Annotated in this window: 25 protein-coding genes; 13 read left to right on the top strand and 12 right to left on the bottom strand. The window is 69.0% G+C overall.

Annotated features, from left to right (window positions below; translation table 11 throughout):
• Window positions 1-21: 21 nt before the first annotated feature.
• Window positions 22-408, bottom strand: a complete 387-nt coding sequence (locus AB4Z01_RS07285; protein ID WP_441692042.1) for a nuclear transport factor 2 family protein — start codon at window positions 406-408, stop codon at window positions 22-24.
• A gap of 188 nt (window positions 409-596) precedes the next feature.
• Here AB4Z01_RS07285 and AB4Z01_RS07290 point away from each other — a divergent pair, with 188 nt between their 5' ends.
• The 8 genes from AB4Z01_RS07290 (at window position 597) to AB4Z01_RS07325 (ending at window position 6,853) form a co-directional block, all read left to right on the top strand.
• Complete coding sequence (locus tag AB4Z01_RS07290; protein ID WP_441692043.1) at window positions 597-1,574, top strand: aliphatic sulfonate ABC transporter substrate-binding protein; 978 nt, start codon at window positions 597-599, stop codon at window positions 1,572-1,574.
• A 2-nt stretch (window positions 1,575-1,576) separates the two neighbouring features.
• Window positions 1,577-2,404: an ABC transporter permease gene (locus tag AB4Z01_RS07295; protein ID WP_441692044.1), complete on the top strand. Its 828-nt coding sequence runs from the start codon at window positions 1,577-1,579 to the stop codon at window positions 2,402-2,404.
• 2 nt (window positions 2,405-2,406) lie between these two features.
• Window positions 2,407-3,201: an ABC transporter ATP-binding protein gene (locus tag AB4Z01_RS07300; protein ID WP_441692046.1), complete on the top strand. Its 795-nt coding sequence runs from the start codon at window positions 2,407-2,409 to the stop codon at window positions 3,199-3,201.
• Between the two features lie 9 nt (window positions 3,202-3,210).
• Complete coding sequence (locus AB4Z01_RS07305) at window positions 3,211-3,720, top strand: OsmC family protein (RefSeq protein WP_441692048.1); 510 nt, start codon at window positions 3,211-3,213, stop codon at window positions 3,718-3,720.
• Between the two features lie 224 nt (window positions 3,721-3,944).
• Entirely contained in the window at window positions 3,945-5,543 is a 1,599-nt protein-coding gene (locus AB4Z01_RS07310) for a flavin monoamine oxidase family protein (protein ID WP_441692049.1), read from the top strand.
• Window positions 5,544-5,569: 26 nt separating this feature from the next.
• Complete coding sequence (locus AB4Z01_RS07315) at window positions 5,570-5,971, top strand: c-type cytochrome (RefSeq protein WP_441692051.1); 402 nt, start codon at window positions 5,570-5,572, stop codon at window positions 5,969-5,971.
• A 35-nt stretch (window positions 5,972-6,006) separates the two neighbouring features.
• On the top strand, window positions 6,007-6,495 hold the full coding sequence (locus AB4Z01_RS07320) for a RidA family protein (protein WP_441692053.1): 489 nt from the start codon (window positions 6,007-6,009) through the stop codon (window positions 6,493-6,495).
• A 58-nt stretch (window positions 6,496-6,553) separates the two neighbouring features.
• A complete protein-coding gene (locus AB4Z01_RS07325; protein WP_441692055.1) occupies window positions 6,554-6,853 on the top strand; it encodes a putative quinol monooxygenase in 300 nt (99 codons plus the stop codon).
• 4 nt (window positions 6,854-6,857) lie between these two features.
• Here AB4Z01_RS07325 and AB4Z01_RS07330 read toward each other — a convergent pair whose 3' ends face one another.
• On the bottom strand, window positions 6,858-7,751 hold the full coding sequence (locus AB4Z01_RS07330; protein ID WP_441692057.1) for a LysR family transcriptional regulator: 894 nt from the start codon (window positions 7,749-7,751) through the stop codon (window positions 6,858-6,860).
• A 92-nt stretch (window positions 7,752-7,843) separates the two neighbouring features.
• Between AB4Z01_RS07330 and AB4Z01_RS07335 the strand changes: the two genes are divergently transcribed.
• The gene (locus AB4Z01_RS07335; RefSeq protein ID WP_441692059.1) at window positions 7,844-8,680 is read left to right on the top strand and encodes an SDR family oxidoreductase; all 837 of its coding nucleotides are present in this window, start codon (window positions 7,844-7,846) and stop codon (window positions 8,678-8,680) included.
• Between the two features lie 34 nt (window positions 8,681-8,714).
• Here AB4Z01_RS07335 and AB4Z01_RS07340 read toward each other — a convergent pair whose 3' ends face one another.
• The 6 genes from AB4Z01_RS07340 to AB4Z01_RS07365 all read right to left on the bottom strand — a co-directional run bounded on the left by AB4Z01_RS07340 (window position 8,715) and on the right by AB4Z01_RS07365 (window position 16,111).
• Complete coding sequence (locus AB4Z01_RS07340; protein ID WP_441692061.1) at window positions 8,715-11,705, bottom strand: bifunctional YncE family protein/alkaline phosphatase family protein; 2,991 nt, start codon at window positions 11,703-11,705, stop codon at window positions 8,715-8,717.
• Between the two features lie 128 nt (window positions 11,706-11,833).
• On the bottom strand, window positions 11,834-12,697 hold the full coding sequence (gene cysW / locus AB4Z01_RS07345) for a sulfate ABC transporter permease subunit CysW (RefSeq protein ID WP_441692063.1): 864 nt from the start codon (window positions 12,695-12,697) through the stop codon (window positions 11,834-11,836).
• Between the two features lie 22 nt (window positions 12,698-12,719).
• On the bottom strand, window positions 12,720-13,574 hold the full coding sequence (gene cysT / locus AB4Z01_RS07350) for a sulfate ABC transporter permease subunit CysT (protein ID WP_441692064.1): 855 nt from the start codon (window positions 13,572-13,574) through the stop codon (window positions 12,720-12,722).
• Between the two features lie 13 nt (window positions 13,575-13,587).
• The gene (locus AB4Z01_RS07355) at window positions 13,588-14,580 is read right to left on the bottom strand and encodes a sulfate ABC transporter substrate-binding protein (protein WP_441692066.1); all 993 of its coding nucleotides are present in this window, start codon (window positions 14,578-14,580) and stop codon (window positions 13,588-13,590) included.
• 17 nt (window positions 14,581-14,597) lie between these two features.
• Window positions 14,598-15,662: a sulfate/molybdate ABC transporter ATP-binding protein gene (locus tag AB4Z01_RS07360; RefSeq protein WP_441692068.1), complete on the bottom strand. Its 1,065-nt coding sequence runs from the start codon at window positions 15,660-15,662 to the stop codon at window positions 14,598-14,600.
• A 251-nt stretch (window positions 15,663-15,913) separates the two neighbouring features.
• The gene (locus AB4Z01_RS07365) at window positions 15,914-16,111 is read right to left on the bottom strand and encodes a DUF3553 domain-containing protein (protein ID WP_441692069.1); all 198 of its coding nucleotides are present in this window, start codon (window positions 16,109-16,111) and stop codon (window positions 15,914-15,916) included.
• Between the two features lie 89 nt (window positions 16,112-16,200).
• On the opposite strand from AB4Z01_RS07365, the gene AB4Z01_RS07370 reads away from it, so the two are divergent.
• From AB4Z01_RS07370 to AB4Z01_RS07380, 3 genes are all read left to right on the top strand, one after another.
• A complete protein-coding gene (locus AB4Z01_RS07370) occupies window positions 16,201-17,349 on the top strand; it encodes a trans-sulfuration enzyme family protein (RefSeq protein WP_441692071.1) in 1,149 nt (382 codons plus the stop codon).
• A 157-nt stretch (window positions 17,350-17,506) separates the two neighbouring features.
• A complete protein-coding gene (locus AB4Z01_RS07375) occupies window positions 17,507-18,601 on the top strand; it encodes an ABC transporter ATP-binding protein (RefSeq protein ID WP_441692073.1) in 1,095 nt (364 codons plus the stop codon).
• A gap of 77 nt (window positions 18,602-18,678) precedes the next feature.
• Entirely contained in the window at window positions 18,679-19,242 is a 564-nt protein-coding gene (locus AB4Z01_RS07380; protein WP_441692075.1) for a GNAT family N-acetyltransferase, read from the top strand.
• Here the strand turns inward: AB4Z01_RS07380 and AB4Z01_RS07385 are convergent.
• From AB4Z01_RS07385 to AB4Z01_RS07395, 3 genes are read right to left on the bottom strand one after another with little or no spacing between them, the layout of a single operon-like run.
• Window positions 19,234-20,517: a sensor histidine kinase gene (locus tag AB4Z01_RS07385; protein WP_441692077.1), complete on the bottom strand. Its 1,284-nt coding sequence runs from the start codon at window positions 20,515-20,517 to the stop codon at window positions 19,234-19,236. The genes AB4Z01_RS07380 and AB4Z01_RS07385 overlap by 9 nt on opposite strands.
• The gene (locus AB4Z01_RS07390; RefSeq protein ID WP_441692079.1) at window positions 20,514-21,071 is read right to left on the bottom strand and encodes a hypothetical protein; all 558 of its coding nucleotides are present in this window, start codon (window positions 21,069-21,071) and stop codon (window positions 20,514-20,516) included. Before AB4Z01_RS07390 ends, AB4Z01_RS07385 begins: the two co-directional genes overlap by 4 nt.
• Before the next feature lie 49 nt (window positions 21,072-21,120).
• A complete protein-coding gene (locus AB4Z01_RS07395) occupies window positions 21,121-21,765 on the bottom strand; it encodes a response regulator transcription factor (RefSeq protein ID WP_441692080.1) in 645 nt (214 codons plus the stop codon).
• Between the two features lie 376 nt (window positions 21,766-22,141).
• On the opposite strand from AB4Z01_RS07395, the gene AB4Z01_RS07400 reads away from it, so the two are divergent.
• The gene (locus tag AB4Z01_RS07400) at window positions 22,142-22,453 is read left to right on the top strand and encodes a DUF736 domain-containing protein (RefSeq protein ID WP_441692082.1); all 312 of its coding nucleotides are present in this window, start codon (window positions 22,142-22,144) and stop codon (window positions 22,451-22,453) included.
• A gap of 193 nt (window positions 22,454-22,646) precedes the next feature.
• On the opposite strand, the gene AB4Z01_RS07405 is transcribed toward AB4Z01_RS07400, so the two are convergent.
• Window positions 22,647-23,852 (bottom strand): lytic murein transglycosylase, encoded by a 1,206-nt coding sequence (locus AB4Z01_RS07405; protein WP_441692084.1) that lies wholly within the window; start codon window positions 23,850-23,852, stop codon window positions 22,647-22,649.
• Window positions 23,853-23,858 lie beyond the last annotated feature (6 nt).

Consider the following 23,858-nt stretch of genomic DNA (forward strand, 5'->3'; position numbering starts at 1 on the left):
GGTCGAACCCGACCTGCGGCCTCAGCCGGTCGGCAGCCTCAGCTCGTAGCGCTCGGTCCAGCGGCTGCGGTCGTAGGGCGGCTCGCCGGACTCGGCGAAGACCTCCACCGCCTCGGTGATCTGGCCGTCGCGCAGGCGGTACAGCGAGACGGCATGCACGATGTCGTTGCCGTCGGTCAGCAGCACGCGGGAGACCGCCCGCTCACCCGCCTGGATCAGCTCCTGCAGATGGCAGCGCCAGCGGCCGGGAGAATTGGCGTTGAGGGCGATGAAAGCGTCGGCACCACGGACGCGCTCACAGGTCTGCGGCCAGTCCGCCACGAAATCGTCGGACAGCAAACCGAGGGCACGGGCCCAGTCGCGCGCATCGAAAGCACGCCACAGAGCGGTGACGACGTGGTCGTCCATGGCATTTCGGTCAATTTGTTCCCAATTTGTTCATTATGCCGAAGACAGTCCTGCCTGTCGAGGGCCCTGTTGAGAATATAGAATGACATATAATTAATGTATTTTATGCAAGTTATATCCACAGTACTCTCTGATATAAGCAATCAACAGCCCAGGATCGTTGATCCTGCCGGCCGAAAGGACCGATCATGATCACCCTGTCGCGCCGCCTGCTGCTGGCCGGTTCGATCATCGTTGCCGCACTGGCCCCCGCGCCCGGCCGGGCCGCCGATCCGGTGTCCGGCATCACTCTCGACTGGGCCTATTACAACCCGGTCAGCCTGGTGCTGAAGGACAAGGGCTGGCTGGAGGAGGCGCTGAAGCCGCAGGGCGTGTCGGTGACCTGGGTGCAGAGCGCCGGCAGCAACAAGGCGATCGAGTTCCTGAACTCCGGCAGCGTCCAGTTCGGCTCCACCGCCGGTGCCGCGGCGCTGCTGGCGCGGATCAACGGCAGCCCGATCAGGGCCGTCTACTCCTACTCCCGGCCGGAATGGACGGCGCTGGTGACCAATGGCGACAGCCCGATCCAGTCGGTCGAGGACCTCAAGGGCAAGCGCGTCGCCGTCACCCGGGGCACCGACCCCTACATCTTCCTGCTGCGCGCGCTGGCCGATCACGGCCTGACCGAGCAGGACATCGAGGTGGTGCTGCTGCAGCATGCCGACGGCCGCAACGCCCTGATCGGCCATCAGGTCGACGCCTGGGCCGGGCTGGACCCGATGATGGCGCAGGCGGAGCTGGAGCAGGGAGCGCGGCTGTTCTACCGCAAGCCCGAGTTGAACACCTATGGCGTGCTGAACGTCAACGAGGAGTTCGCCGCCGACCATCCGGAGATCGTCGAGACCGTGATCCGCGCCTATGAGCAGGCGCGGACCTACGCCCTGGCCCATCCGGACGAGCTGCGCGCCGCCCTGGTCCAGGCCGCCGGCCTGACCGATGCCGCGGCAGCCAGGCAGCTGGAGCGCACCGACCTGTCCGGCCCGGCGATCGACGCGCCGAAGCGCGACACCATTCTGGCCGCCGGGGTGGCGCTGCAGAAGGCAGGGGTGATCGATGCCGGGGTCGATGTCGCGGCGACGGTCGACGCGCTGCTCGATGCCCGCTTCAAGACCGCGCTGGCGCAGTAGCGATGGCCAGCCTGGATCCCGCCGCGACCGGAACCGAACTCCGCGGGCCAAGGGCGGCCGGCGCGCTCGGCACCGTCGCGGTCGGGCTGATCCTGCCGGTCGGACTGGCCCTGGGCTGGGAGGTGCTGGCCACCCTCGGTCTGATCTCCACCCGCTTGCTGCCGCCGCCGTCGCAGATCCTGAAGACGCTGGGCGACCTGGCGAGCCGCGGCGTGCTGCTCGACCATGTGCTGGTGACGCTGTGGCGCGTCTGGTGGGGCTTCCTGCTCGGTGCCGCCGCCGGCACGGCGCTGGGCGCCGCCACCGGCGTCTGGCCGCTGGCCCGCCGCCTGCTGGATCCCAGCATTCAGGCGCTGCGCAGCATCCCGTCGATCGCCTGGGTGCCGCTGTTCATCCTCTGGTTCGGCATCTTCGAGACGCCGAAGGTGCTGCTGATCGCGGTCGGCGTGTTCTTCCCGGTCTACCTGACGCTGGCTGGCGCCATCGCCTCGGTCGACCGCAAGCTGGTCGAGGTCGGGCGGATCTACCGCTTCGGCACCTGGGACCTGGTGCGCCGGATCCTGCTGCCGGCGGCGCTGCCGACCTACATCACCGGCCTGCGCGGCGGCCTCGGCCTCGGCTGGATGTTCGTGGTGGCGGCCGAGTTCATGGGCGCCAGCAAGGGCCTCGGTTACCTGCTGGTCGACGGGCAGATGACCGGCCGCCCGGCCACCATCCTGGCCGCGATCCTGCTGTTCGCGGTGCTCGGCAAGCTCACCGACATGGCCCTGGCCACGCTCGGCGCCCGGCTGGTGCGCTGGCAGGACGGGTTCCGTCCGGAGGGAGCGTGACCATGCTGTCGCTGAAAGGCGTCGGCAAGCGCTACCCGAACGGGCTCGACGCCCTGGTCGGCATCGACCTCGCGGTCGAGTCCGGCGCCATCGTCGCCGTGGTCGGCGCCAGCGGCTGCGGCAAGAGCACGCTGCTCCGCCTGATCGCCGGGCTGGAGCGGGCGACGGCCGGTGCGCTCTCGGTCGCCGGCCATCCGGTCGACGGGCCGGGCGAGGATGTCGGCGTGGTGTTCCAGGAGCCTCGGCTGATGCCGTGGCTCACCGTCGAGGCCAATATCCGCTTCGGCCTCGGCCGGCTGCCCCGGGCCGAGGCGGCGCAGCTGGCGGCGGAGGCGATCGCCCGGGTCGGGCTGGCCGGCTTCGCCCAGGCCTGGCCGCGCCAGCTCTCCGGCGGCATGGCCCAGCGCGTCGCCATCGCCCGGGCGCTCGTGGCACGGCCCAAGGTGCTGCTGCTGGACGAGCCGTTCAGCGCCCTCGACACCTTCACCCGGCGCGACCTGCACCGCCATCTGCTGGAGATCCGCGACTGGCTCGAGCCGACGATGATGCTGGTGACGCACGACATCGACGAGGCGCTGGCTTTGGCCGACCGCGTGGTGGTGCTGGCGGGCCGCCCGGGCCGGATCGTCGCCGACATCGCGGTGCCGCTGGCCCGGGCCGAGCGGGCAGGGGCGCCGGAACTGCTGCGGCTGCGCGAGGCCGTGCTATCGTCCCTGGCGCCGCCGCGGGATGYGGCGGCCGGCCGCGATGCGGGCGCCGCAGGGGCCCGGGCGTCGGCCGTGCCCGTCACGATCTGAGAGACGACGATGGATGCCGAATCGCTGCGCGCCTTGCAGGCGCCGCTGAAGGACCAGTATCGCGAGGCGCCGGATTCGGCCCTGGTCACCCTGCGCGCCAAGGGGCGGCTGGGCGAGGACGGGGTGACCTGCAAGGTCGAGACCGGCCGCGCCCTGGCCGAGGCCGGGCTGCACCCGGCGACTGGCGGCGACGGCCTGTCGCTGTGCTCCGGCGACATGCTGCTGGAGGCGCTGGTGGCCTGCGCCGGGGTGACGCTGAAGGCGGTGGCCACGGCGCTGGCCCTGCCGATCACCGGCGGCACCGTCTCGGCCGAAGGCGATCTCGACTTCCGCGGCACGCTCGGCGTCGCAAAAGACGCGCCGGTCGGCTTCCGCGCCATTCGCCTGAACTTCGCGGTCGAGGGCGACCTGACTGAGGAGCAGCGTGCCACTTTGCTGAAGCTGACCGAGCGCTACTGCGTCGTCTACCAGACGCTGCGCCAGCCGGCTGAGTTCAAGGTCGATCTGGTGACTGCCTGAATTCTTGGTTTATTTGCGGAAAATTCGAGCCGAATACTTTCGTTGAGAATGTGATCGTCTTGCCGTCATTTGCCTGATCCAGTGCCTTTTGCTTCGGCACGGATGGGAATTCGATCGGCTCCGAAGCCGCCGGAGACTACCCTTTTCCGTTCTGGCATCGTTCTTGCTGCTGTCGTCATCCGCGGCCGGATCGCTCCGCCGCGACTGTCGAAGGGGCATGATCGATGCAAGAGGAACAGGGGGACGGCGTCAGCCGCCGCGGCCTGCTGTCGCTGATCGGGATGACGGCGGGCAGCGCCGCCATGTACCAGGCGATGACCAGCCTCGGCCTGGCGGCGGAGTCCGGCTACAAGGGGCCGGTCGATCTGGGCGGCGACCCGAAGGGTGCCACGGTGCTGGTGCTCGGCGCCGGCCTGGCCGGCATGACTGCGGCGCTGGAGCTGCGCCAGGCCGGCTATGCGGTCCAGTTGCTGGAGTTCAACGACCGGCCGGGCGGCCGCAACTGGACGCTGCGCGGCGGCGACCGCTTCACCGAGCTGGGCGGCGCCACCCAGACCTGCGGCTTCGACCAGGGGCTTTACATCAATCCCGGCCCCTGGCGCATCCCGTACCACCATCACGGCGTGCTGGCCTATTGCCGGCGCCTGGGCGTGGCGCTGGAGCCGTTCCAGCAGCTCAACCACAACGCCTTGCTGCACAACACCAGGGGCTTCGGCGGCAAGCCGCAGCGCATCCGCGAGATCAAGACCGATTTCCAGGGCCATGTCTCCGAGCTGCTGGCCAAGGCGACGCAGCAGGGCAGGCTGGACGAGGCGGTGTCGAAGGAGGATCGCGAGATCCTGCTGCAGGCGCTGAAATCCTGGGGCGCCCTGGACAAGGACTACGGCTACAAGGCCGGCGAGACCGCGTCCGAGTTCCGCGGCTTCAGCAAGGACGCCGGCGGCGGGCTGGGGGCCGAGCCGGTGCCGGGCGAGCCGATCGGCCTGTCCGACATCCTCAATTCGCGGCTGTGGCGCAGCCTGCAGAGCTTCGCGCTCTACGAGTTCCAGACAACCATGTTCCAGCCGGTCGGCGGCATGGACATGATCGGCAAGGCCTTCGCCGGCCAGCTCGGCGGCCTGATCCGCTACAATGCCAAGGTCACCCGGATCCAGCAGGGCGATGCAGGGGTGACCGTGACCTATGAGGACACCAAGAGCCCCGGCGGCCCGCTGCAGGCCAAGGCCGACTGGTGCGTCTGCACCATCCCGCTGACCGTCCTCAGCCAGATCCCGATCGATGTCGGCGCCAAGCTGCAGGCGGCGATCGAGGCCGTGCCCTATGCCTCCTCCGTCAAGGTCGGGCTGCAGTTCAAGCGCCGCTTCTGGGAGGAGGACGAGGCGATCTTCGGCGGCATCAGCTACACCGACCTGCCGATCCGCCAGATCTCCTACCCCAGCACCGGCTACAATCTCGGCGGCAAGGGCGTGCTGCTCGGCGCCTATAGCTGGAACGGCCCGAACTCCTACGAGTTCACCGCCATGGACCCGGCCGAGCGGGTGCGCCGCGCGGTGCAGTACGGCCAACAGATCCATCCGCAATACGCAGCGGAGTTCGAGACCGGGATCTCGGTGGCCTGGCACCGGGTGCCCTTCACCCTGGGCTGTGCCGGCGACTGGACCGATGAGGCGCGGGCCCAGCACTACGACAATCTGTGCCAGATCGACGGCCGCATCGTGCTGGCCGGTGAGCACGCCTCCTACATCCCGGCCTGGCAGGAGGGGGCGATCCTCTCGGCGCTGAACGCGATCGAGCGGCTGCATCACCGGGTGATCGCCGCATGACCCGTCTGTTCCAGAGGAGCCCTGTCATGATCGTCCATTCGGCGGCCCGGCTGGCCGCGATCCTGACCGCCCTGGCACTGCCCGCCGCTGCGGGTGCCCAGGACGCCCCGATGCTCAGCCCGGCCGCGACCTTCGCAGAGACCGACGGCGCGGCGCTGTTCGCCAATGTCTGCCAGGCCTGCCACATGCCGGCTGGGCAGGGGGCGACCGGCGCCGGCCACTATCCGGCCCTGGCGAAGAACGCCAATCTCGAGACCGGGGCCTATCCGGTCTATGTCGTCGTCCACGGCCTCAAGGGCATGCCGCCGGTCGGCAAGATGATGACCGACGACCAGGTGGCGGCAGTAGTGAACTACCTGCGCACCAGCTTCGGCAATTCCTACACCGACCCGGTGACGGCCAAGGATGTGGCCGACGCCCGCAATTGACCCAAACGCCTGAGGGGGAGAACACTGTGAAGAGAATGATGACGGCCGCGATCGGCCTGGCGGCCTTGCTGGTGGCCGGCGGAGCCGCGGCCCAGGACGTGATCCGCCACAAGATCCCGAACTCCGACTTCCCGATCGCCCGGGCCGTGGAGATCCCGGCCGGCAAGACCACGGTCTATGTCAGCGGCGCGGTGCCGCCGGTGGCGGATGCCAACGCGGCCAAGAACACCGTTGCCGCCTATGGCGACACCAAGGCCCAGACGGTCGCGGTGCTGACATCGATCGAGAAGACGCTGAAGGATCTCGGCCTCGGCCTGGGCGACGTGGTGAAGATGCAGGTCTTCCTGGTCGGCGACCCGGCCAAGGAGGGCAAGATGGACTTCGCCGGCTTCATGGAGGGCTACCGCCAGTTCTACGGCACGGCGGCGCAGCCGAACCTGCCCGCGCGCTCGGCCATGCAGGTCGCCGCGCTGGTCAATCCCGGCTTTCTGGTCGAGATCGAGGTGACGGCGGTTCGGCCTTAAGGCTGGCGGCCCGGTGAGTCGGGGCGATAAGATCGGACAAAACGAACGGAGTCCCGACGTGATCCATGTCATCGCCCTGCTCACCGCCAAGCCCGGCAAACGCGCCGCCCTGCTGGAGGAGTTCCGCAAGATCATCCCCGCGGTCCATGCCGAGCAGGGCTGCATCGAATACGGCCCGGCAGTGGACGCCGATGGCAGTTCCGACCGCTTCGGCGACGACACCTTCGTCGTGATCGAGAAATGGGAGAGCCCGGAGGCGTTGAAGGCGCATTCGGTCGCCCCACACATGAAGGCCTATGGCGAGCGCGCCAAAGAGCTGCTCGCCGGCCGGGCCGTCCATGTCCTGACGCCGGCCTGACGCATCACCGGCGGCGGGCCTTCTGGAAATGGTCGATGAAGGCCCGCAGCCCGGCGGAGGGCAGGCGCTGGCGCGGATAATACAGGCTCAGGCCCGGGAAGGGCGGGGTCCAGTCCGCCAGCACCTGCTGCAGTCGGCCTGACTCGATCTCCACTGCAGCCGTGCGACCGCTGACGAAGGCCAGGCCGGCGCCGGCCAGCGCGGCCTGCTGGCTCAGCTCAGGGCTGCCGATGGTCAGTCGGCCGGGCGGGTCGATCCGGATCTCCTCGCCCTGGTGCTCGAACTCCCAGCGCAGGATCGCGCCGCTCGGCAGCCGGGCGCGGATGCATTCGTGTGTGAACAGGTCGGCCGGCGCCTGCGGCACGCCGCGCGCCGCCAGATAGCCCGGCGCCCCGACCACGATCATCGCCTCGTCGATGCCCAGCGGCACCGAGACCATGTCCTGCGGCACGGCTTCGGCCAGGCGGATGCCGGCGTCGAAGCCGGCGGCGACGATGTCGATCATCCGGCCCTCGGTGACCAGGTCGACCCGCATCTCCGGACAGGCCGCCATGAAGTCCAGCACGACCGGTAGGATCCGCGCCGACCCGCCCTCGGAGCTGTTCAGCCGCAGCAGCCCGGCCGGCGTGTCGCGGAACCGGTTCACCGTCTCCACCGCCTCGGCGATCTCGCGCAGCGCCGGCTGGATCCGGGCCAGGAACTGCTCGCCCGCCTCGGTCACCGCGACGCTGCGGGTGGTGCGGTTGAACAGGCGCACGCCCAGCCGCCGCTCGAGACTGGCCACCATGTGACTCAGCGAGGAGGGCGACAGCCCCAGCTCCGCCGCCGCGGCGCGGAAACTGCGATGGGTCGCCACAGCGCCGAGCGCGGTCAGCTCGGCCAGAGCAAGGTCGGCCATTATCCGGCTGCCTTCATCAACTCGTCCAAGATTGAACGGATTATCACAATAGAGGGGCAGGGGCATATCGAGGGCTCACCCAGGAGATCTCGATGACCCGCACCGTTCTCATCACCGGCTGTTCCAGCGGCTTCGGCGAGGCCACGGCCCGCCTGTTTGCCTCGCGCGGCTGGAACGTCGTCGCCACCATGCGCCGGCCCGAGGCGGGCGCCGGCCTGGCCGCGCTCGACAACGTCCTCGTGGCCCGGCTGGACGTGCAGGATCCGGCCAGCATCGACGCCGCTTTGGCCGAGGCGATCGCCCGGTTCGGCCGCATCGATGTGCTGGTCAACAATGCTGGCTTCGGCCTGTTCGGCGTGTTCGAGGCTGCGCCGCGCGACAAGATCCAGGAGCAGTTCGACGTCAATGTCTTCGGCGTCATGGACGTGACCCGCGCCCTGCTGCCGCATTTCCGGGCCAATCGGTCCGGGACGATCATCAACATCAGCTCCGGCGCCGGTGTCTTCACCCTGCCGATGATCTCGCTGTACTGCGCCTCGAAATTCGCGCTGGAGGGCTTCTCCGAGGCCTTGTCCTACGAGCTGGCGTCGCTGGGCGTCGCGGTGAAGATCGTCGAGCCCGGCGGCGTCACCAAAACCAGCTTCGGCGAGCGCAGCGCCGCGGAGGCGGGGGCCTCGGCCGAGCTGCCGGACTATCGGCCCTTCCTGGAAGGCGCGATGCAGGTCTTCGCCGGGCTCCGCGCTTCCCGTGCCGACGCCACCAGCGAGGAGGTGGCCGAGGTGATCTACACCGCCGCCACCGACGGCACCGACCAGCTGCGCTACGTCGCCACTGACGACATCAAGCCTCTGGTCCGGGCCCGGCGTGAAACCTCGGAGGCCGAATACATGGCCTTCATGCGCGAGCGAGTCACGCCGCGGATCGGCTGAGGGCAGCCCCGCTGGGACCGCCCCCGGGCTACGATCAGTCGCGGCAGCGATTCTCCCGGCGGAAGGCGGCCAGCAGTGCGTCGCGACCGTTCGTAAGATCGACGCCGCTGCGGCCTGGCAGCGGCGTGCCGTCGCCCTTGAGGCCGTGCCACAGTGCGGCGTTGAAGCGCGCCGTGTCGAGGCGGTCCTCCTCCTCGAAATCCTGGCCCTTCATCGCCTTTTGCCACCAGGCGGCGGTGCGCGCCGGCTGCGTGAAGCAGCCGCCGGCATCGGCCTTCTGCGGGCCGCGCGGCGGCAGCGGCAGCCTGGTGGTCCGCAGCACCTCCGGCACGACCTCCGAATAGGTCCAATTGGCGGCATGGAAATCAAACACCTCGGCCATCGGCTCGGCCAGACCGTCATTGAGCCCCAGCGGCGGCAGGCCCAGAACGGCCTCGATGGTCTTCAGCAGGCTGACGGTGGTGTAGTGCTCCGACACCACCGAATGGCGGCGGACATAAGGCCCGGCGACCAGCGCGATCGAGCGGTGCGCGTCGACATGGTCGGCGCCGTCCTGGGCATCGTCCTCGATGACGAAGATCAGGGTCGATTTGGCGAACGGGCTGGCCGCCACCCTGGCGACGATCCGGCCGACCGCATAGTCGTTGTCCGCCATCTGGGTCTCGACCGTATTGACCCCGTCGACCGCCTTGTCGAAGTCGCCGAAATGGTCGTGCGAGATCCGCAGCAGCGTCAGGTTGGGCAGCTTGCCCGACTGGACGAAGCCGTCGAATTCGCGCTCCCACTCATCCACCCGATAGGCGTCCGGGAACTTCTGGTCGAAGCCGCGGAAATAGAGGTCGCTGTGCGGCGCCAGCGATGGCTTGTCGGGGAAGAAGACCTGGGTGTGGGAGCCGAACGGATCGCGCAGCTCCGGCGACAGGGCATTCGGATGACCGGGTTCGTAGCGCGAGCCGTCACCGTAGAAGCCGTAGTTGCGCACGGTCAGCCCGGCCCGCAAGGCCGCGTCCCAGAGATAGCCGGTCCCGGCCTCGCCGGCATCGGCAGCCTCCGGCGAGTCGGGCGCGGCGACGTCGGCGGTGCCGGCCAGGACGTCGGGGTCATGTGGCGTCGCCGGATTGGCCTCCTCGCGCTCGTCCTGCCCGGCCAGGCCGACATTGATGCCGCGGTTGAGGCCCTCCCAATCGTATTGCAGCCCGCGTCCGGCATAGTTGACCGGTGCGGTGCGCTCGGTGAAATCCGTGGTCCGGGCCGCGGTCGTCCAGTTCCAGCCGGTGTTGCTGGACTCGCCGCTGTCGCGGAAATTGTCGAGGGTCACGAAGTCGAGCGCCAGCGCGTGGTGGTTCGGCGTGATCGGCTGCGGCAGCAGGGTCAGGCTCGGGTCGCCATTGCCGACCGGAAGGTCGCCGAGCACCTGGTCATAGGTGCGGTTCTCCTTCACGACATAGATCACGTGGTCGATCTTGCTGTGGAGGAACGCCATCGTCTCGGACCGGCTGCCATGGCCGGCGGCGCTGGGAAAGCTGTTGTTGACCGCGACCTGCCAGCTCATCTCGKCGAGTTGGCGCGGCTTAGGAATCGGCAGCGTCAGCAACCCGGCCTTCTCGAGCTGCCAGACATACTGGTCGGCCTGCTTGCAGGGATTGAGCGCCGCCTTCTCGGGGGCAAGCGTGTTGCGGCAGGCGAGCGGGTTGGGGCCGGCATTGGACTTGCCGTTGGCGATATAGATGCGGGCATCGTCCGGCCGCACCGCGACCGAGGTCGGATACCATCCGGTCGGCAGCAGGCCGATGACGCGGGACGCCTGGGGCAGCTTGCCCTCTTCCTCGATCTCGTCGCCGTCGTCGTCCTTCTTGGCCCTGGCGTCCTTGGCCGTCTTGGCTGTCTCCGGATCGATCGAGCCCTCGCCGAGCTCGATTACCGCGGCGCCATTGAGCCCGCCATTGGTGGCGATCAGCGTCAGCCCGTCACCGGACAGCGCCAAGCCGTTGGTGTTGGCGCCGTGCAGCCCTTCGGGGTTGAGCCACACCTCGGCCGGCGCGGCGGCTGCGATGTCCTCGATCACCTTGTCGGTCCCGGTGTCGACGCTGACCACCCGGTCGGTGTTGTCGAGCGCGACATAGGCGCGGCTGCGCTGCCGGTTGAGGACGATCGCCGAGGGCTGGCCGTCGACGGTCTGGCGACCGGCGACCGCAAGGCCGTCCGCCCGGATATCGAGGGTGATCAGCTCGCGGTCCCGCTGGCTGGCGGCATAGGCCTTCCCGTCCGAGACGAAGGCCACCAGGTTCGGATAGGTGCCGCCGGGCTGGCCCGACTTCGCGGGGTCGATCACGCCGGGGCGCAGATCGGCTTCGGCCACCACCTTGTGCTCGGCGGTATCGATCAGGCTGACCGAATCGTTCTGGTAATTGGCGACCAGGAGCCGCTTGCCATCGGGCGAGACGGCGAGGCCCGCCGCCTCCGGCTTGGTTCCCTCGACGCCGATGCCGGCCTTGTGGCCGAGCGCGACCGTGCCGGTGAGCGCGAACTTGCCTTGGCTGAACGCATAGTCATAGACCACGTCGTCGACACCGCCGGAGACGAAGAACCGGCCGCCATCCGGCGACCAGGCGATGCCAAGGAAGGTGTTGGGCACCTGCACCACCTGCCGCTTGACCGGCAGCGGGCCCGACACGTCGTACACGAACACATATTCGGTCGAGAGCTCGGCGATCGGCTTGCCGTCCGGGCCGACATTGCGGTTGTAGCCGGAGGTCAGCACCAGCAGCGTCGTGCCGTCGGGCGACAGCGCCATCGCCGAGGCCTGCCCGGCCGTGAAGTCGGGCAGGCCGGGGAGATTGGGATTGAGCGAGTCCAGCTTCGAGCCGGGCATTGCCGTCGGGGTCAGGCGCTGGCCGGTCGGCAGCAGCTCGCCGACCAGCGGCTTCATCCCCGAAGGCGGCGCATCCTGGGCGAGCACCGGCGTCAGCGCCCCGCAGACGAGGCCGAGGACGGCCACGGACAGGGCGAGGGTGGGCGATGCCATTGCTGGGCTCCGTTGATCGTTGCGGCGGTGCCAGACTAGGCCGGATGGTTGACACATTGGTGACGGCGACCGGATCGCGGCGATCCGGCGCCCGGGCCATCAGGAATGTGGAAGCAGCTCCCTCGGGGTCAATGCCCCGGCCGGCCCGTCCGGCGGCTGTGGCGCTCGACCAGCGCCTTGGCCGCCAGCGTCACCAGGGCCAGCAGCGCCAGGGTCGAGGCCGCGGCGAAGGCGCCGACGGCGTTGTAGTCGTTGTACAGCAGCTCGATCTGCAGTGGCAGCGTGTTGGTCTGGCCGCGGATGTGGCCGGACACGACCGAGACGGCGCCGAACTCGCCCATCACCCGGGCGTTGCACAGCACCACGCCGTACAGCAGCGCCCATTTGATGTTCGGCAGGGTGACGCGGAAGAAGGTCTGCCAGCCATTGGCGCCCAGCGTCGCCGCCGCCTCCTCCTCGTCGCGCCCCTGCGCCTGCATCAGCGGGATCAGCTCGCGCGCCACATAGGGCGAGGTGACGAACAGGCTGACCAGCACGATTGCCACCGGGGTGAACATCAGGCGGATGCCCTGGTCCTGCAGCCAGGGGCCGAACAGGCCGTTGGCGCCGTACAGGAACAGGTACACGACGCCGGCGACGATCGGCGACACCGAGAACGGGATCTCGACCAGCGTGGTCAGCAGGCGCCGGCCGCGGAACTGGAACTTGGCGATCGCCCAGGCCGCCATGATGCCGAACACGGTGTTGATCGGCACCACGATCAGCGCGGTGGTCACGGTCAGCCCGATCGCATCCAGCGTCTCGCTCTGGCCGATGTTGCGGGCGAAGACGGCGAGGCCGGCGGAAAAGGCCTGGGTGAAGATGATGATGATCGGCGCCACCAGCACCAGCCCGGCGGCCAGCAGGGCGAGCCCGATCAGGATCCGCCGGGTCCAGCGCCCCTCGCCGATGCGCGGCGACCGCCGCGGCCTGGCGACGGTATTCGCAGTCACGGCCGCCGTGGCCGGTTGATGGTCAACGGCGATCGACATGGCGCAGGAACCGGGCCTGGAGGATGTTGGTGGCCAGCAGCAGCACAAAAGCGGCAGCCAGGATGGTCAGCGCCAGGGCCGCGGCGGCGGCGTAGTCGTATTCCTCGAGCCGGATGAACACGAGAAGCGCCGCGATCTCGGTCTGCATCGGCCGGTTGCCGGCGATGAAGATGACGGCGCCGAACTCGCCCAGGCTGCGGGCGAAGGCCAGGCTGCAGCCGGCCAGGAAGGCAGGCAGGATCGCCGGCCACACCACATGGCGCAGGGTCGACCAGTCGCCGGCGCCCAGCGTCCGGGCGGCTTCTTCGACGCCCGCGTCCAGGTCCTCCAGCACCGGCTGCACGCTGCGCACCACGAAGGGCAGGCTGGTGAAGGCCATGGCCACAGCGATGCCCAGCGGGGTGTAGGCGACCGGGATGCCGATCGCCGCCAGCGGCGCGCCGAACCAGCCGTTCTTGGCGAACAGCGCGGTCAGGGCGATGCCGGCCACCGCGGTCGGCAGGGCGAAGGGCAGGTCGACGATGGCGTCCAAAAGCCGCCGCCCGGGGAAGCGGTAGCGCACCAGCACCCAGGCCAGCAGCAGCCCGACCACGCCGTTGAACACCGTCGCCGCCAGCGCCATTCCGAGGGTGACCTCGTAGCTGGCGAGGGCACGCGGCGAGGTGACGATGGCTAGGAACTGGGCCGGCGTCAGGCTGGCCGCCTTCAGCGCCAGGGCGGCCAGCGGCAGCAGCACGATCACCGCCAGATAGACCAGCGTGCAGCCCAGCGTCAGCCGGAAACCGGGCAGCACCCGGCGCCGGGCGGGACGGGGGGCGGCGAGGGCGACGCTGGTCATCGGGCGCCGCGGCTCACTGGTTCACGAACACGGTGTCGAGGATGCCGCCCGAGGCGAAATGCTCGGCATTGACTTTGTCCCAGCCGCCGAACACCTCGTCGACCGTCGCCAGCGTCACCGCCGAGAACTGGTGCTTGGCGGCGACCTCGGCCAGGGTCGGGCGGTAGAAATGCTCGGCGAGGATCTCCTGCCCCGCCGGCTGGTACAGGAAGTCGAGATAGCCCTTGGCGACCTCGGCCGTGCCGCGGGCGTCGGCGACCTTGTCGACCACCGCCACCGGGAAATCGGCCTTCAGGCTGGTCGGCGGCACCACCACCTCGAAGCCGCGGTCGCCGTATTGCTTCTGGATGCCGCGGGTCTCGGCCTCGAAGGTGATCAGCACGTCGCCGGTCTCGCGCTCGACGAAGGTGGTGGTGGCGCCGCGGCCGCCAGTGTCGAACACCGGCACATGCGACAGAACGGCCTTGACGAACTCCTGGGCCTTCCCCTGGTCGCCGCCATTGGCCTTCAGCGCCCAGGCATAGGCGGCGAGATAGGTGTAGCGGGCATTGCCGGAGGTCTTCGGGTTCGGGAACACCGCCTGCACGTCGTCGCGCGCCAAGTCGCCCCAGTCCTTGATTCCCTTCGGATTGCCCTTGCGCACCAGGAAGGCGGGGAAGGAATAGTAGGGCGAGGCGCCGTTCGGGAAGGCCGACTGCCAGCCCGGCTTGACCGCACCGCCCTTCTCCAGCGCGGTGATGTCGGTCGCCTGGTTGAAGGTGACGACATCGGCCTGCAGCCCCTCCAGGATCGACCGTGCCTGCTTCGATGTGCCGGCATGCGACTGCTCGACCGTCACATCCTGGCCGGACTTGCCCTTCCAATAGGTCTGGAAGGCCGGGTTGATGTCGACATAGAGCTCGCGTCCGACATCGAAAGAGGCGTTGAGGATGGTGGTCTGGGCCGCGGCCGTGCCGCCGCTCAGCAGGCCGGCGGCCAGCGCCAGCGCCAGGAAGGAACGCTTCATCGAAATCTCCAGAATGCTCAGGCGGCCTGGCGCGCCGGGAACAGGCCGAAATGGCTGGTGCCGACCTGCAGCGTCTCGCCCGCAACGGGCAAGCGGGCGGCCAGTTGGCGCCGGTGCCATTCCAGGTCGAGCGGGATGGCGCCGTGCTGGGTCACCGCCTCGACCCGCACCAGCGGGCCGATGACGTTGACGCTGCGGATCGCGATCGGGAAGGCGTCGCCGCGCGCCTCCTGCGGCACCAGGTCGTGCGGGCGGACAAAGATCTCGCCGGCGCCGTCCGGCCCGGCATAGCCCGCGGGCCGCGGCAGCACCGCGCCCTCGACATCGACCCGGTCGGGCCCGATGCGGCAGGGCAGGCGCACGGCCTGGCCCAGGAACTCGTAGACGAAGGGCGTCGCCGGCCGCTCATAGACCTCGGTCGGGCTGCCGATCTGCTCGACCCGGCCGTGATCCATCACCACCACCTGGTCGGCCAGCTCCAGCGCCTCCTCCTGGTCGTGGGTGACGAAGACGGTGGTCAGCTTCAGCGTCTGGTGCAGCTCGCGCAGCCAGCGCCGCAGGTCCTTGCGCACCCGGGCGTCGAGCGCGCCGAAGGGCTCGTCCAGCAGCAGGATGCGCGGCTCGATCGCCAGGGCGCGGGCCAGGGCCACGCGCTGACGCTGGCCGCCGGACAACTGGTCGGGGTAGCGGTCGCCGAACTTCTCCAGCTGCACCAGGGCCAGCAGCTCCTTGGCCCGGGTGCGGATCGCCTCCGCCTCCGGCCGGGTCTGGCGCGGCCGCACCTTCAGGCCGAAGCCGATATTGTCCAGCACGCTCATGTGCCGGAACAGGGCATAGTGCTGGAACACGAAGCCGACCTGGCGGTCACGGACATCGACCGCCGACATGTCGGTGCCGCCGATCCGCAAGCTGCCGGCATCGGCATGCTCCAGCCCGGCGATGATGCGCAGCAAGGTCGTCTTGCCCGAGCCGGAGGGGCCGAGCAGGGCGCAGAGATGCCCCGCCTCGATGTCGAGGCCGATCCCCGACAGGGCGCTGAACTCCTGAAACCGCTTCTCGATCCCGCGAAGCTCGACGCGCATCAATTGTGCCTGATATTATTGTAAATAACGGGCTTCCATCATAGCGGAGCGTGGAAAGCGCGCCAGCGGAAAATCCGCAGCCCGCGGGGCTGTCGGCTTTATTATCAATATACGATTGTAAATTAGAGTCGTCATCCCGTGCGCGCTGCGGCGCGAAGTGCCGCTGCGCAGACACGGGACCTCTTCGTAATGGGCGGGAGATTCCCGCTTTCGCGGGAATGACGACGCGGTGAGGGACGGCGCGCCCGATGCTATTCCTCCTCAGCCAACTCCAGCTGGATCACCGAGCCGTCGATCAGCACCTTGCCGCGGTTCTCGAAATTCACCGTGATCCGGCTGCCGATCACCGACTGCACCTGGCCGGGACCCCAGTCGGGCTGGTCGGGGTGCCGCACCCACATGCCGGGCGCCAGCCCCAGATCGATCCCGAACCCGTTCTCGAAACTCATCTACATGCTCCCGCGATCGACCGACCACGTTGCCATGGATTGCAGGCGCGCGTCAGCGGGGTTACACCCGGAAGGCAATCGGAGTTCCCATGGACGATCGGCCGCCCTGCCGCCCCGAAACCCTCGCCGCCCGCCTCGACGGCTATCTCTGCGGCGACACCGGCGCGATCGTGCCGCCGATCCATCCGTCCTCAACCTATGCCCGCGATGCCGACTACGCCCAGGTCGGCGGCCGGGGCTACAGCCGCGACGACAACCCGACCTATCTGCAGGCCGAGGCGCTGCTGGCGCGGCTGGAGGGCGGGACGGGGGCGATGCTGTTCGCCTCCGGCATGGCGGCGATCGCGGCGCTGTTCCAGGCGCTGGCGCCGGGCGACCACGTCGTCTGCTCGCGCGACATGTATTTCGGCACGGCCAAGCTGCTGCGCGAGCTCCTGATCCCTTGGGGCCTCGCCTGCGACCTGGTCGACACCACCGACCTCGACGCCCTGCGCGCCGCGATCCGCCCCGGGGTGACCAGGCTGGTTTATGTCGAGACCCCGGCCAACCCGATCTGGTCGGTCACCGACATCGCCGCCGTCGCCGCGATCGCGCATGAAGCCGGGGCGCTGCTGGCGGTCGACAACACCTCGGCCTCGCCGGCGCTGTGCCGGCCGATCGCGCATGGCGCCGACATCGTCGTCCATTCCGCCACCAAATACCTGAACGGCCATTCCGACGTGGTCGCGGGCGCGGTGGTGACGGCGGCCGACAGCCCGCTGTGGCGGCGCATCGGCCGCATCCGCTTCCTGGCCGGCCCGGTGCTGGGGCCGTTCGAGGCCTGGCTGCTGCTGCGCGGCATGCGCACGCTGTTCGTGCGGGTGCGCGCCGCCAGCACCAGCGCCCAGCGCATCGCCGAGCGCTTCGACGGCCACCCGGGGGTGGCGCAGGTCTGCTACCCCGGCCTGCCAGGCTTTCCCGGCCACGCCGTCGCGGCGCGGCAGATGGAGGGCGGCTTCGGCGGCATGCTGTCGCTGCGCCTGGCCGGCGGCCGCGAGGCGGCGCTGCGCGCGATCTCTCGCGTCGGCATCTTCATCCGCGCCACCTCGCTGGGCGGGGTCGAGAGCCTGATCGAGCATCGCGCCACGATCGAGAAGGAGGATGGCATCGTGCCCGACGACCTGCTGCGCCTGTCGATCGGCATCGAGGCGGTCGAGGACCTGATCGCGGATCTGGAGCAGGCGCTGGCAGAGGAATAGGGCGACAGTATCGGCTGGGATTCCCCTTATTGTCATGCCCGGGCTTGACCCGGGCATCCAGAGACTGTCGACATCTTCTGGATTGCCGGGTCAAGCCCGGCAATGACAGTCATGGGATAGTGGCGCTGAAAAGCAGAACAAAACGGACAGGGACGGCATGGCGGACAGGGAAGCAGGGGCCTTCGTCGAATTCGTCGACGTGGCCAAGACCTATGACGGCGAGACGCTGGTGGTGCGAGGGCTCAACCTCGCCATCCGGCAGGGCGAGTTCTTGACCCTGCTCGGCCCCTCCGGCTCGGGCAAGACCACGACGCTGATGATGCTGGCCGGGTTCGAGACGCCGACCCGCGGCCGCATCCTGCTGGAGGGCAAGGCGATCGACACGCTGCCGCCCTGGCGCCGCGATATCGGCATGGTGTTCCAGAACTACGCCCTGTTCCCGCATATGACGGTGCGTGAGAACGTCGCCTTTCCGCTCAAAGTGCGTGGCATCACCGGTTCGGAAGCGGAAAAGCGGGTCGAGCGCGCGCTCGACATGGTCAAGCTCACCGGCTTCGGCGGCCGCCGCCCGGCCCAGCTCTCCGGCGGGCAGCAGCAGCGCGTCGCCCTGGCTCGGGCGCTGGTGTTCGGGCCGCGCCTGGTGCTGATGGACGAGCCGCTGGGCGCGCTCGACAAGCAGCTGCGCGAGCACATGCAGCTCGAGATCAAGCATCTGCACCGGTCGCTCGGCGTCACCGTGGTCTATGTCACCCACGACCAGGGCGAGGCGCTGACCATGTCGGACCGCATCGCCGTGTTCCACGAGGGCGCGATCGACCAGCTGGCGGCGCCGGACGACCTTTACGACCGGCCGGAGACGGCCTTCGTCGCCCAGTTCATCGGCGAGAACAACAAGCTGGCCGGGACGGTCGAGACCCTGGGCGGCGGGCAGTGCACGGTCGCGGTCGATGGCGGCTTCTCGGTGCTGGCGACACCGGTCGGGGCGGGCGGGCAGGGCGCCCGCGCCACCCTGTCGATCCGGCCCGAGCGGGTGCGTCTGTCGCCCGGTGCCGAGGCCGGGCCGAACCGCTTTCCGGCCCGGATCGAGGAGCTGATCTTCCACGGCGACCACACTCGCGCCCGGCTGTCGCTGCTCGGGCGCGACGACTTCGTGCTCAAGCTGCCGAATGCCGACGGCCGGCCGGCCCTGGCGACAGGCGAGGCTGTGACCGTCGGCTGGGCCGCGGCCGATTGCCGGGCGCTGACCGCCTGAGTCACCGGAATCATTGAGCGACCTGCCGTTCCGGTTGTACGACGGATTATCCCGCCGACTCACCCAGGGACGCCGCGATGCCGGACCCGATCGTGCCGTTCGAGACCGAGAGGCTGATCCTCCGCCGCTTCGTGCCGCAGGATTTCGAGGCCTTTCACGGCTATCACCGCCTGCCCGAGGTCGCCCGCTTCCTGTACCGCCATCCGCGCACGCCGGAGCAGTCGCGGTCGGCGCTGGAGCGGTTCGGCACGATGAAGTTCGAGGGCGAGGGCGACGAGATCGTGCTTGCGGTCGAGTCCCGCGAGACCCGCGCCCTGCTCGGCGATGTGGTGCTGAAATGGGTCAGCCGCGAGGCCCGGCAGGCCGAGCTGGGCTACACCTTCGCGCCGGAGGCGGCGGGCCGCGGCTACGCCACTGAGGCGGCGCGGGCGGTGCTGGGCCTCGGCTTCGGCCGGTTCGACTTCCACCGCATCTTCGCCCGCTGCGACGCGCTGAACACCGGGTCGGTCAACGTCCTCAAGCGGCTCGGCATGCGCCAGGAGGCGCATCTGATCCAGAACGACCGGTTCAACGGCACCTGGGGCGACGAGCTGATCTTCGCCATGCTGCAGGAGGAGTGGACCCAGCGGGTCTCAGGCTGAAGCGCGCTCGGCCGTCGTCCCGGTCTCGCGGCGGAGCGGATAGAGGATCCGCACCGAGGTGCCGCGGCCTTCGGCGGAGTCGATGCGGAAGCGGCCGCCCAGCGCCTTGACCATCTCGGCGCAGCCGGTCAGCCCTAGCCCGACATGGCTGCCGGCCCGCATCGAGAAGAACGGCTCCGCCGCCTTGGCGCGCACCGCACGGGACATGCCGAGGCCGTTGTCGATCACCTCGAGCGCCAGGCGGCGCCCGAACGGGAAGCGCCGGGTCAGGCGGGCGCGGAGGATCACCCGGGACTCCGGCTTCCCCGCCGCGGCCACGGCGTGCTCGGCGTTGCGGATCAGCTCGTCCAGGATCAGGTGGAACTGCGGCGACGCCACCAGCGCCGTCCGCGCCTCTTCGGGGACGTCGAACTGGATCCGCCCGCCGTGATCCTGCGACAGGGCGTCGAGGATGCTGTGCAGCGCCACGTTCCGGGCCGGCTTCGCCGAATAGCCGATCTTCACCAGGCCGTTGTTGATGCTGTCCAGCTCGGCCGCGGCCCGCGCGGCGGCGGCGACCATTTCCGGGTCGGGGGGCTCGCCGTCGCGCAGGCCCCGGATGAACAGCGCCAGCGCCGCGACCCGCGACCGGGTCATGTGCGCGAACAGCGACGAGAAGGAGCGGATCTGCTGGTCCTTGCGCCGCGCCATCATCGATTGCTGGTGGATGATCACCCCGACGACGATGACGGCCGACAGCGCCAGCACGAAGATGGCCACGTTGCGCAGGGCGTTCTCGGCGATATGCGCGGTCTCGTTCAGGGTGCGGCTGTGGGCGCCCGTGGTGCCCGAGACCTGGAACATGTCCTGCTGGATGTCGGTCAGCAGGGCCAGCGTGTCCCGGTCGTTCGCCGTCGCGCTCAGATTCGGCAGGATCCGGGTCCGGATGGTCTGGATGCTGCGGTCGATCCGGGCGAAATCCTGCGGGTCGAGGAAGTGGTCGATATATTGCAGGTTGCGCAGCGCGACCATGTTGAACTGCAGCAGCCCGACCTCCTGCGCCAGCTGCGGCTCGCGGTCCCCCGTGGCCATCGACAGGCGCAACAGCCCGACGATGTTGGCCAGCCTTTCCCGGATCTGCGAGCCCCGCCACTGCACCTCGTAGGATTGCATCAGCAGGATGTCGGTCTCTTCGCGGTAGTGCTCGGACCGCATGAACGACCAGGATCCCAAGAGGATGGCGACGGCCAGCCCGAGATAGGGCACGAAATCCAGCCACCGCCGCAGCGCCTTCATGGGCTGGGCCGCAGGGCGACGACGAACCAGACCCAGATCGCGTTGCGTCCGGCCGTGTAGGATTTGGGCAGCTTGTCGAGCGGCCAGATGATCGAATAAGGCCCGGAATCCGCCAGGTCGAGCGGCCGGAACTCCTGTCCTTCGGCGCACCGGGCCGTCTTGTGGTCGGCCGCGGAGCAGGCCCGTTCGATGGCGAGGATCGGCTCGTAGTCCTTGATCTCGTCCATCCGTATGGTGGTGATGAAATCGTCGTAGGCGAACACCTCGATGGTGGCGGTCTCGCCCAGTCCGCTGCGGGCCAGGACGTCCTTGAGGTCCGGGCCGCGGTAGCGGACGGTCTCGCCGGCCTCGCTCCACGGCGTGCCCGTGTCGATCTCCCGCTGCGGGAAGGCGCTGCGGATCTGGTCCGGCGTGTAGGTGACGATGGCTTGGCCCGGAGAGCTCTCGACCCGCAGGATGTGGGGGTCCTCGTAGCCGACCGGGGCGGCGGCCGCACCGCCGGCGATGGCCAGCATGGCGGCGGTGGTCAGCGCCATGCGGAGAAAATGGAGCATCAGCCGGCCTGGGCGGGGAAAAGGCGGGGATCGGGCGCGGCGGCCATCCTCAGGCGCCTTTCGGGAACAACCCGTTCTTCAGCAGCTTGGCGCGGGCCTGCTTGTAGTATTTCTCCACCGTATAGGGGTCGATGCCGAAGCGGTCGCCCATCTTCTCGTAGATCTCCTTGCGCTTGACCCCTTTCGGCCGGCTCCGCATGAAATCGATGATCTCCTGCTCCCGCGGCGTCAGGCCGGAATAGTAGAATTCCGGCGTCACGGCCTTGACCGCGGACAGCGACAGCGAGAACCGGGTGTCCGAGATCTCGTCGATGATGTTGGACAGCGTGTCCCGATCGAGGCCGGTCTTGCCGACATAGGCATTGGCCCCGAGCATCCGGCACGCCTCGCCCTCCTCGACCGAATCCGATCCAGTGACGACGATGTGCAGCGCGTCGGGCGAGGCGTCGACCACCGCCTTGACCACCGCCAGCCGGTGCTGCGGCGAGGTCGGGTCGAAGCCGGGCAGGCCCGGATCGATGATCACCAGGTCGAAGCTGTGCTCGCGCAGCAGGCCGGAGGCGATCTCCCAGGTCGCGGCACCCTGGACGATGCAGTCCCGCAGCGCGGCCTTCAGCTCGCCGATCAGGGCGAGGCGCATCAGGTCCTGGTCCTCGATCACCAATGCGCGGGATGTCTGTTCACCGGCCGTCATGGCAGCATCTTCCAGGATGGGAGTGGCCACGAATCCTAGTCCTGCTGCCCGGTTCGCACCAGGATCAGGTTTCGGCTGAAATGCCGTGCTGAAAAAGGGGGGCGGCCCCCCCTTTCTTCGGGATCGGAATCAGGACTGAAGTGATGACTTGGTCACGGTCGTGATTCCGCAGGTGTATCGTTTGTGGAAGTGTCGGGCGGATGGAAAATTTACTAAAAAACGTCAGGTCTTTTGTCAACTGGAACCTTGGGGCGTTGGCAGAGTTCCTTGATGGAGTCTTGGGTCCGTCGCGGCGCGGCGGGCATCGGGCGCTAGTCACTGCCAGGGTGGTCGTCCGGACCGGCCGGGCGCGCGGCTCTGTCACTGGGAACCAGCAATGACCACGATCGGTATCGGCACGCTTTACCGCAACCGCGACGTCATCGAGGGGCCGGTCAAGACGCTGCTGTTCCAGGACCGGATCCGGCTGGTTCCGAACCCGCAGGCCGCGGGCAGCCCAAAGGCGCCCGACTTCCTGATCTATTCCGGCGACAACGAGATCGGCGGCGCCTGGGCCTGCCGACGGGAGGAGCCGCCGGTCGCCTACAATGTGCAGATCCGCGACCCGCACGTCTCCCGGCCGATCCATGCGACGCTGTGCCAGTCGGACCAGGACGACGACCGCTTCGACCTCTATTGGTCGCACTGACGGGGGCCGGCTTCAGATGCCGGCCTCGGATTTACCCATCCAGCTTGTTCTTAGAGACCGTTTGAGAATGCGCTGGCGTGAGTCGGCTGGTGGTGGCGTCGAGAACCGGCGCGCAGCGGACGTTGGTCCGTGAGCACCGGAAGCGGAGAAGCCGCCATCAGACGGCCGCGCCAGTAGCATTATCAGACGGTCTCTACTGCCCGCCCAGCGCCTGATACACCTTGAGCCCGGCCCGGCCGGTCTGCGGCATGCCGAGGCGCTGCTCGGCCGCCGAGATCGCGGCCCGGGTGGCCGGGCCGATCTTGCCGTCGGCCTGGCCGCCGATGTCGTAGCCCTGGGCCAGCAGCAGCTGCTGCAGCCGCAGGCGCTGGGCCCGCGACAGGCCTGGGTCGTCGGTCGGCCAGGGCGTGCGCAGCGCCGGCCCGCCGGACAGCCGCTGGGCGAGATACGAGATGGCGAGCGCGTAGGATTCCGCCGCGTTGTAGGAATAGATCGCGTCGAAATTGCGGAACACCAGGAAGCCCGGCCCCTGCGGCCCGGCCGGCAGCAGCAGCCCGGCCTGGGCGTTGCCGGACAGCGGCGCGCCGTCGGCCCGGACCACGCCGCGCTGGGCCCAGGCCGACAGCGGGTCCTTGTCCTTGCGCCCGGTCGGGCCGTTATAGCCTGCCGGGACCTTGACCTCGATCATCCAGGGCTGGCCTTCCTGCCAGCCGGAGCGCTTCAGGTAATTGGCGGTCGAGCCGAGCGCGTCGGCGATCGAATTGACCAGGTCGCGCCGCCCGTCGCCGTCGAAATCGACCGCCAGGCGCTGATAGGTCGAGGGGATGAACTGGGTCTGGCCAAAGGCGCCGGCCCAGGAGCCGTAGATCTCGTCCAGCCGCAGGTCGCCGGCGCTGACCAGCTTGAGCACGGCCATCAACTCGCCGCGCCAGAAATCGGTACGCCGCTCGCCGGCGCAGACCAGCGTGGCCAGAGCGTGCGGCAGGAAGTAGCTGCCTCGCTCCTTGCCGTAGTCGCTCTCGACGCCCCAGACCGCGACGATCACGGTGCGGTCGACGCCGTAGCGCTGCTCCGCCTGCTGCAGCACGCGGCCGTATTTCGACATCATCGCCCGGCCATCGGCGATGCGCTGGTCGTCGACCAGGAAGGCGAGATAATCCCAGATCGGCGTCACGAACTCCGGCTGAGTCTGCAGGAAGCGAAGCACCTTGTCGTCCGGCTGGGTCAGGCCGTCGAAGGCGCGGGTGGTGACGTCGCGGTCGACCCCGGCCTTCGCCGCGGACTCGGCCAGGCCGGCGACGCAAGAGCCGAAATCGGCCAGGGCCGGGCCGGCGGCCAGGAGCGGCAGGAGCAGCGCCGCCCCGAAGGTCCAGCCGGATCTGAACAGGCGAGACGTCATACTCTT

Origin of the sequence: Inquilinus sp. YAF38 (genome assembly GCF_052113205.1) — a bacterium.
GTDB lineage: Bacteria > Pseudomonadota > Alphaproteobacteria > DSM-16000 > Inquilinaceae > Inquilinus.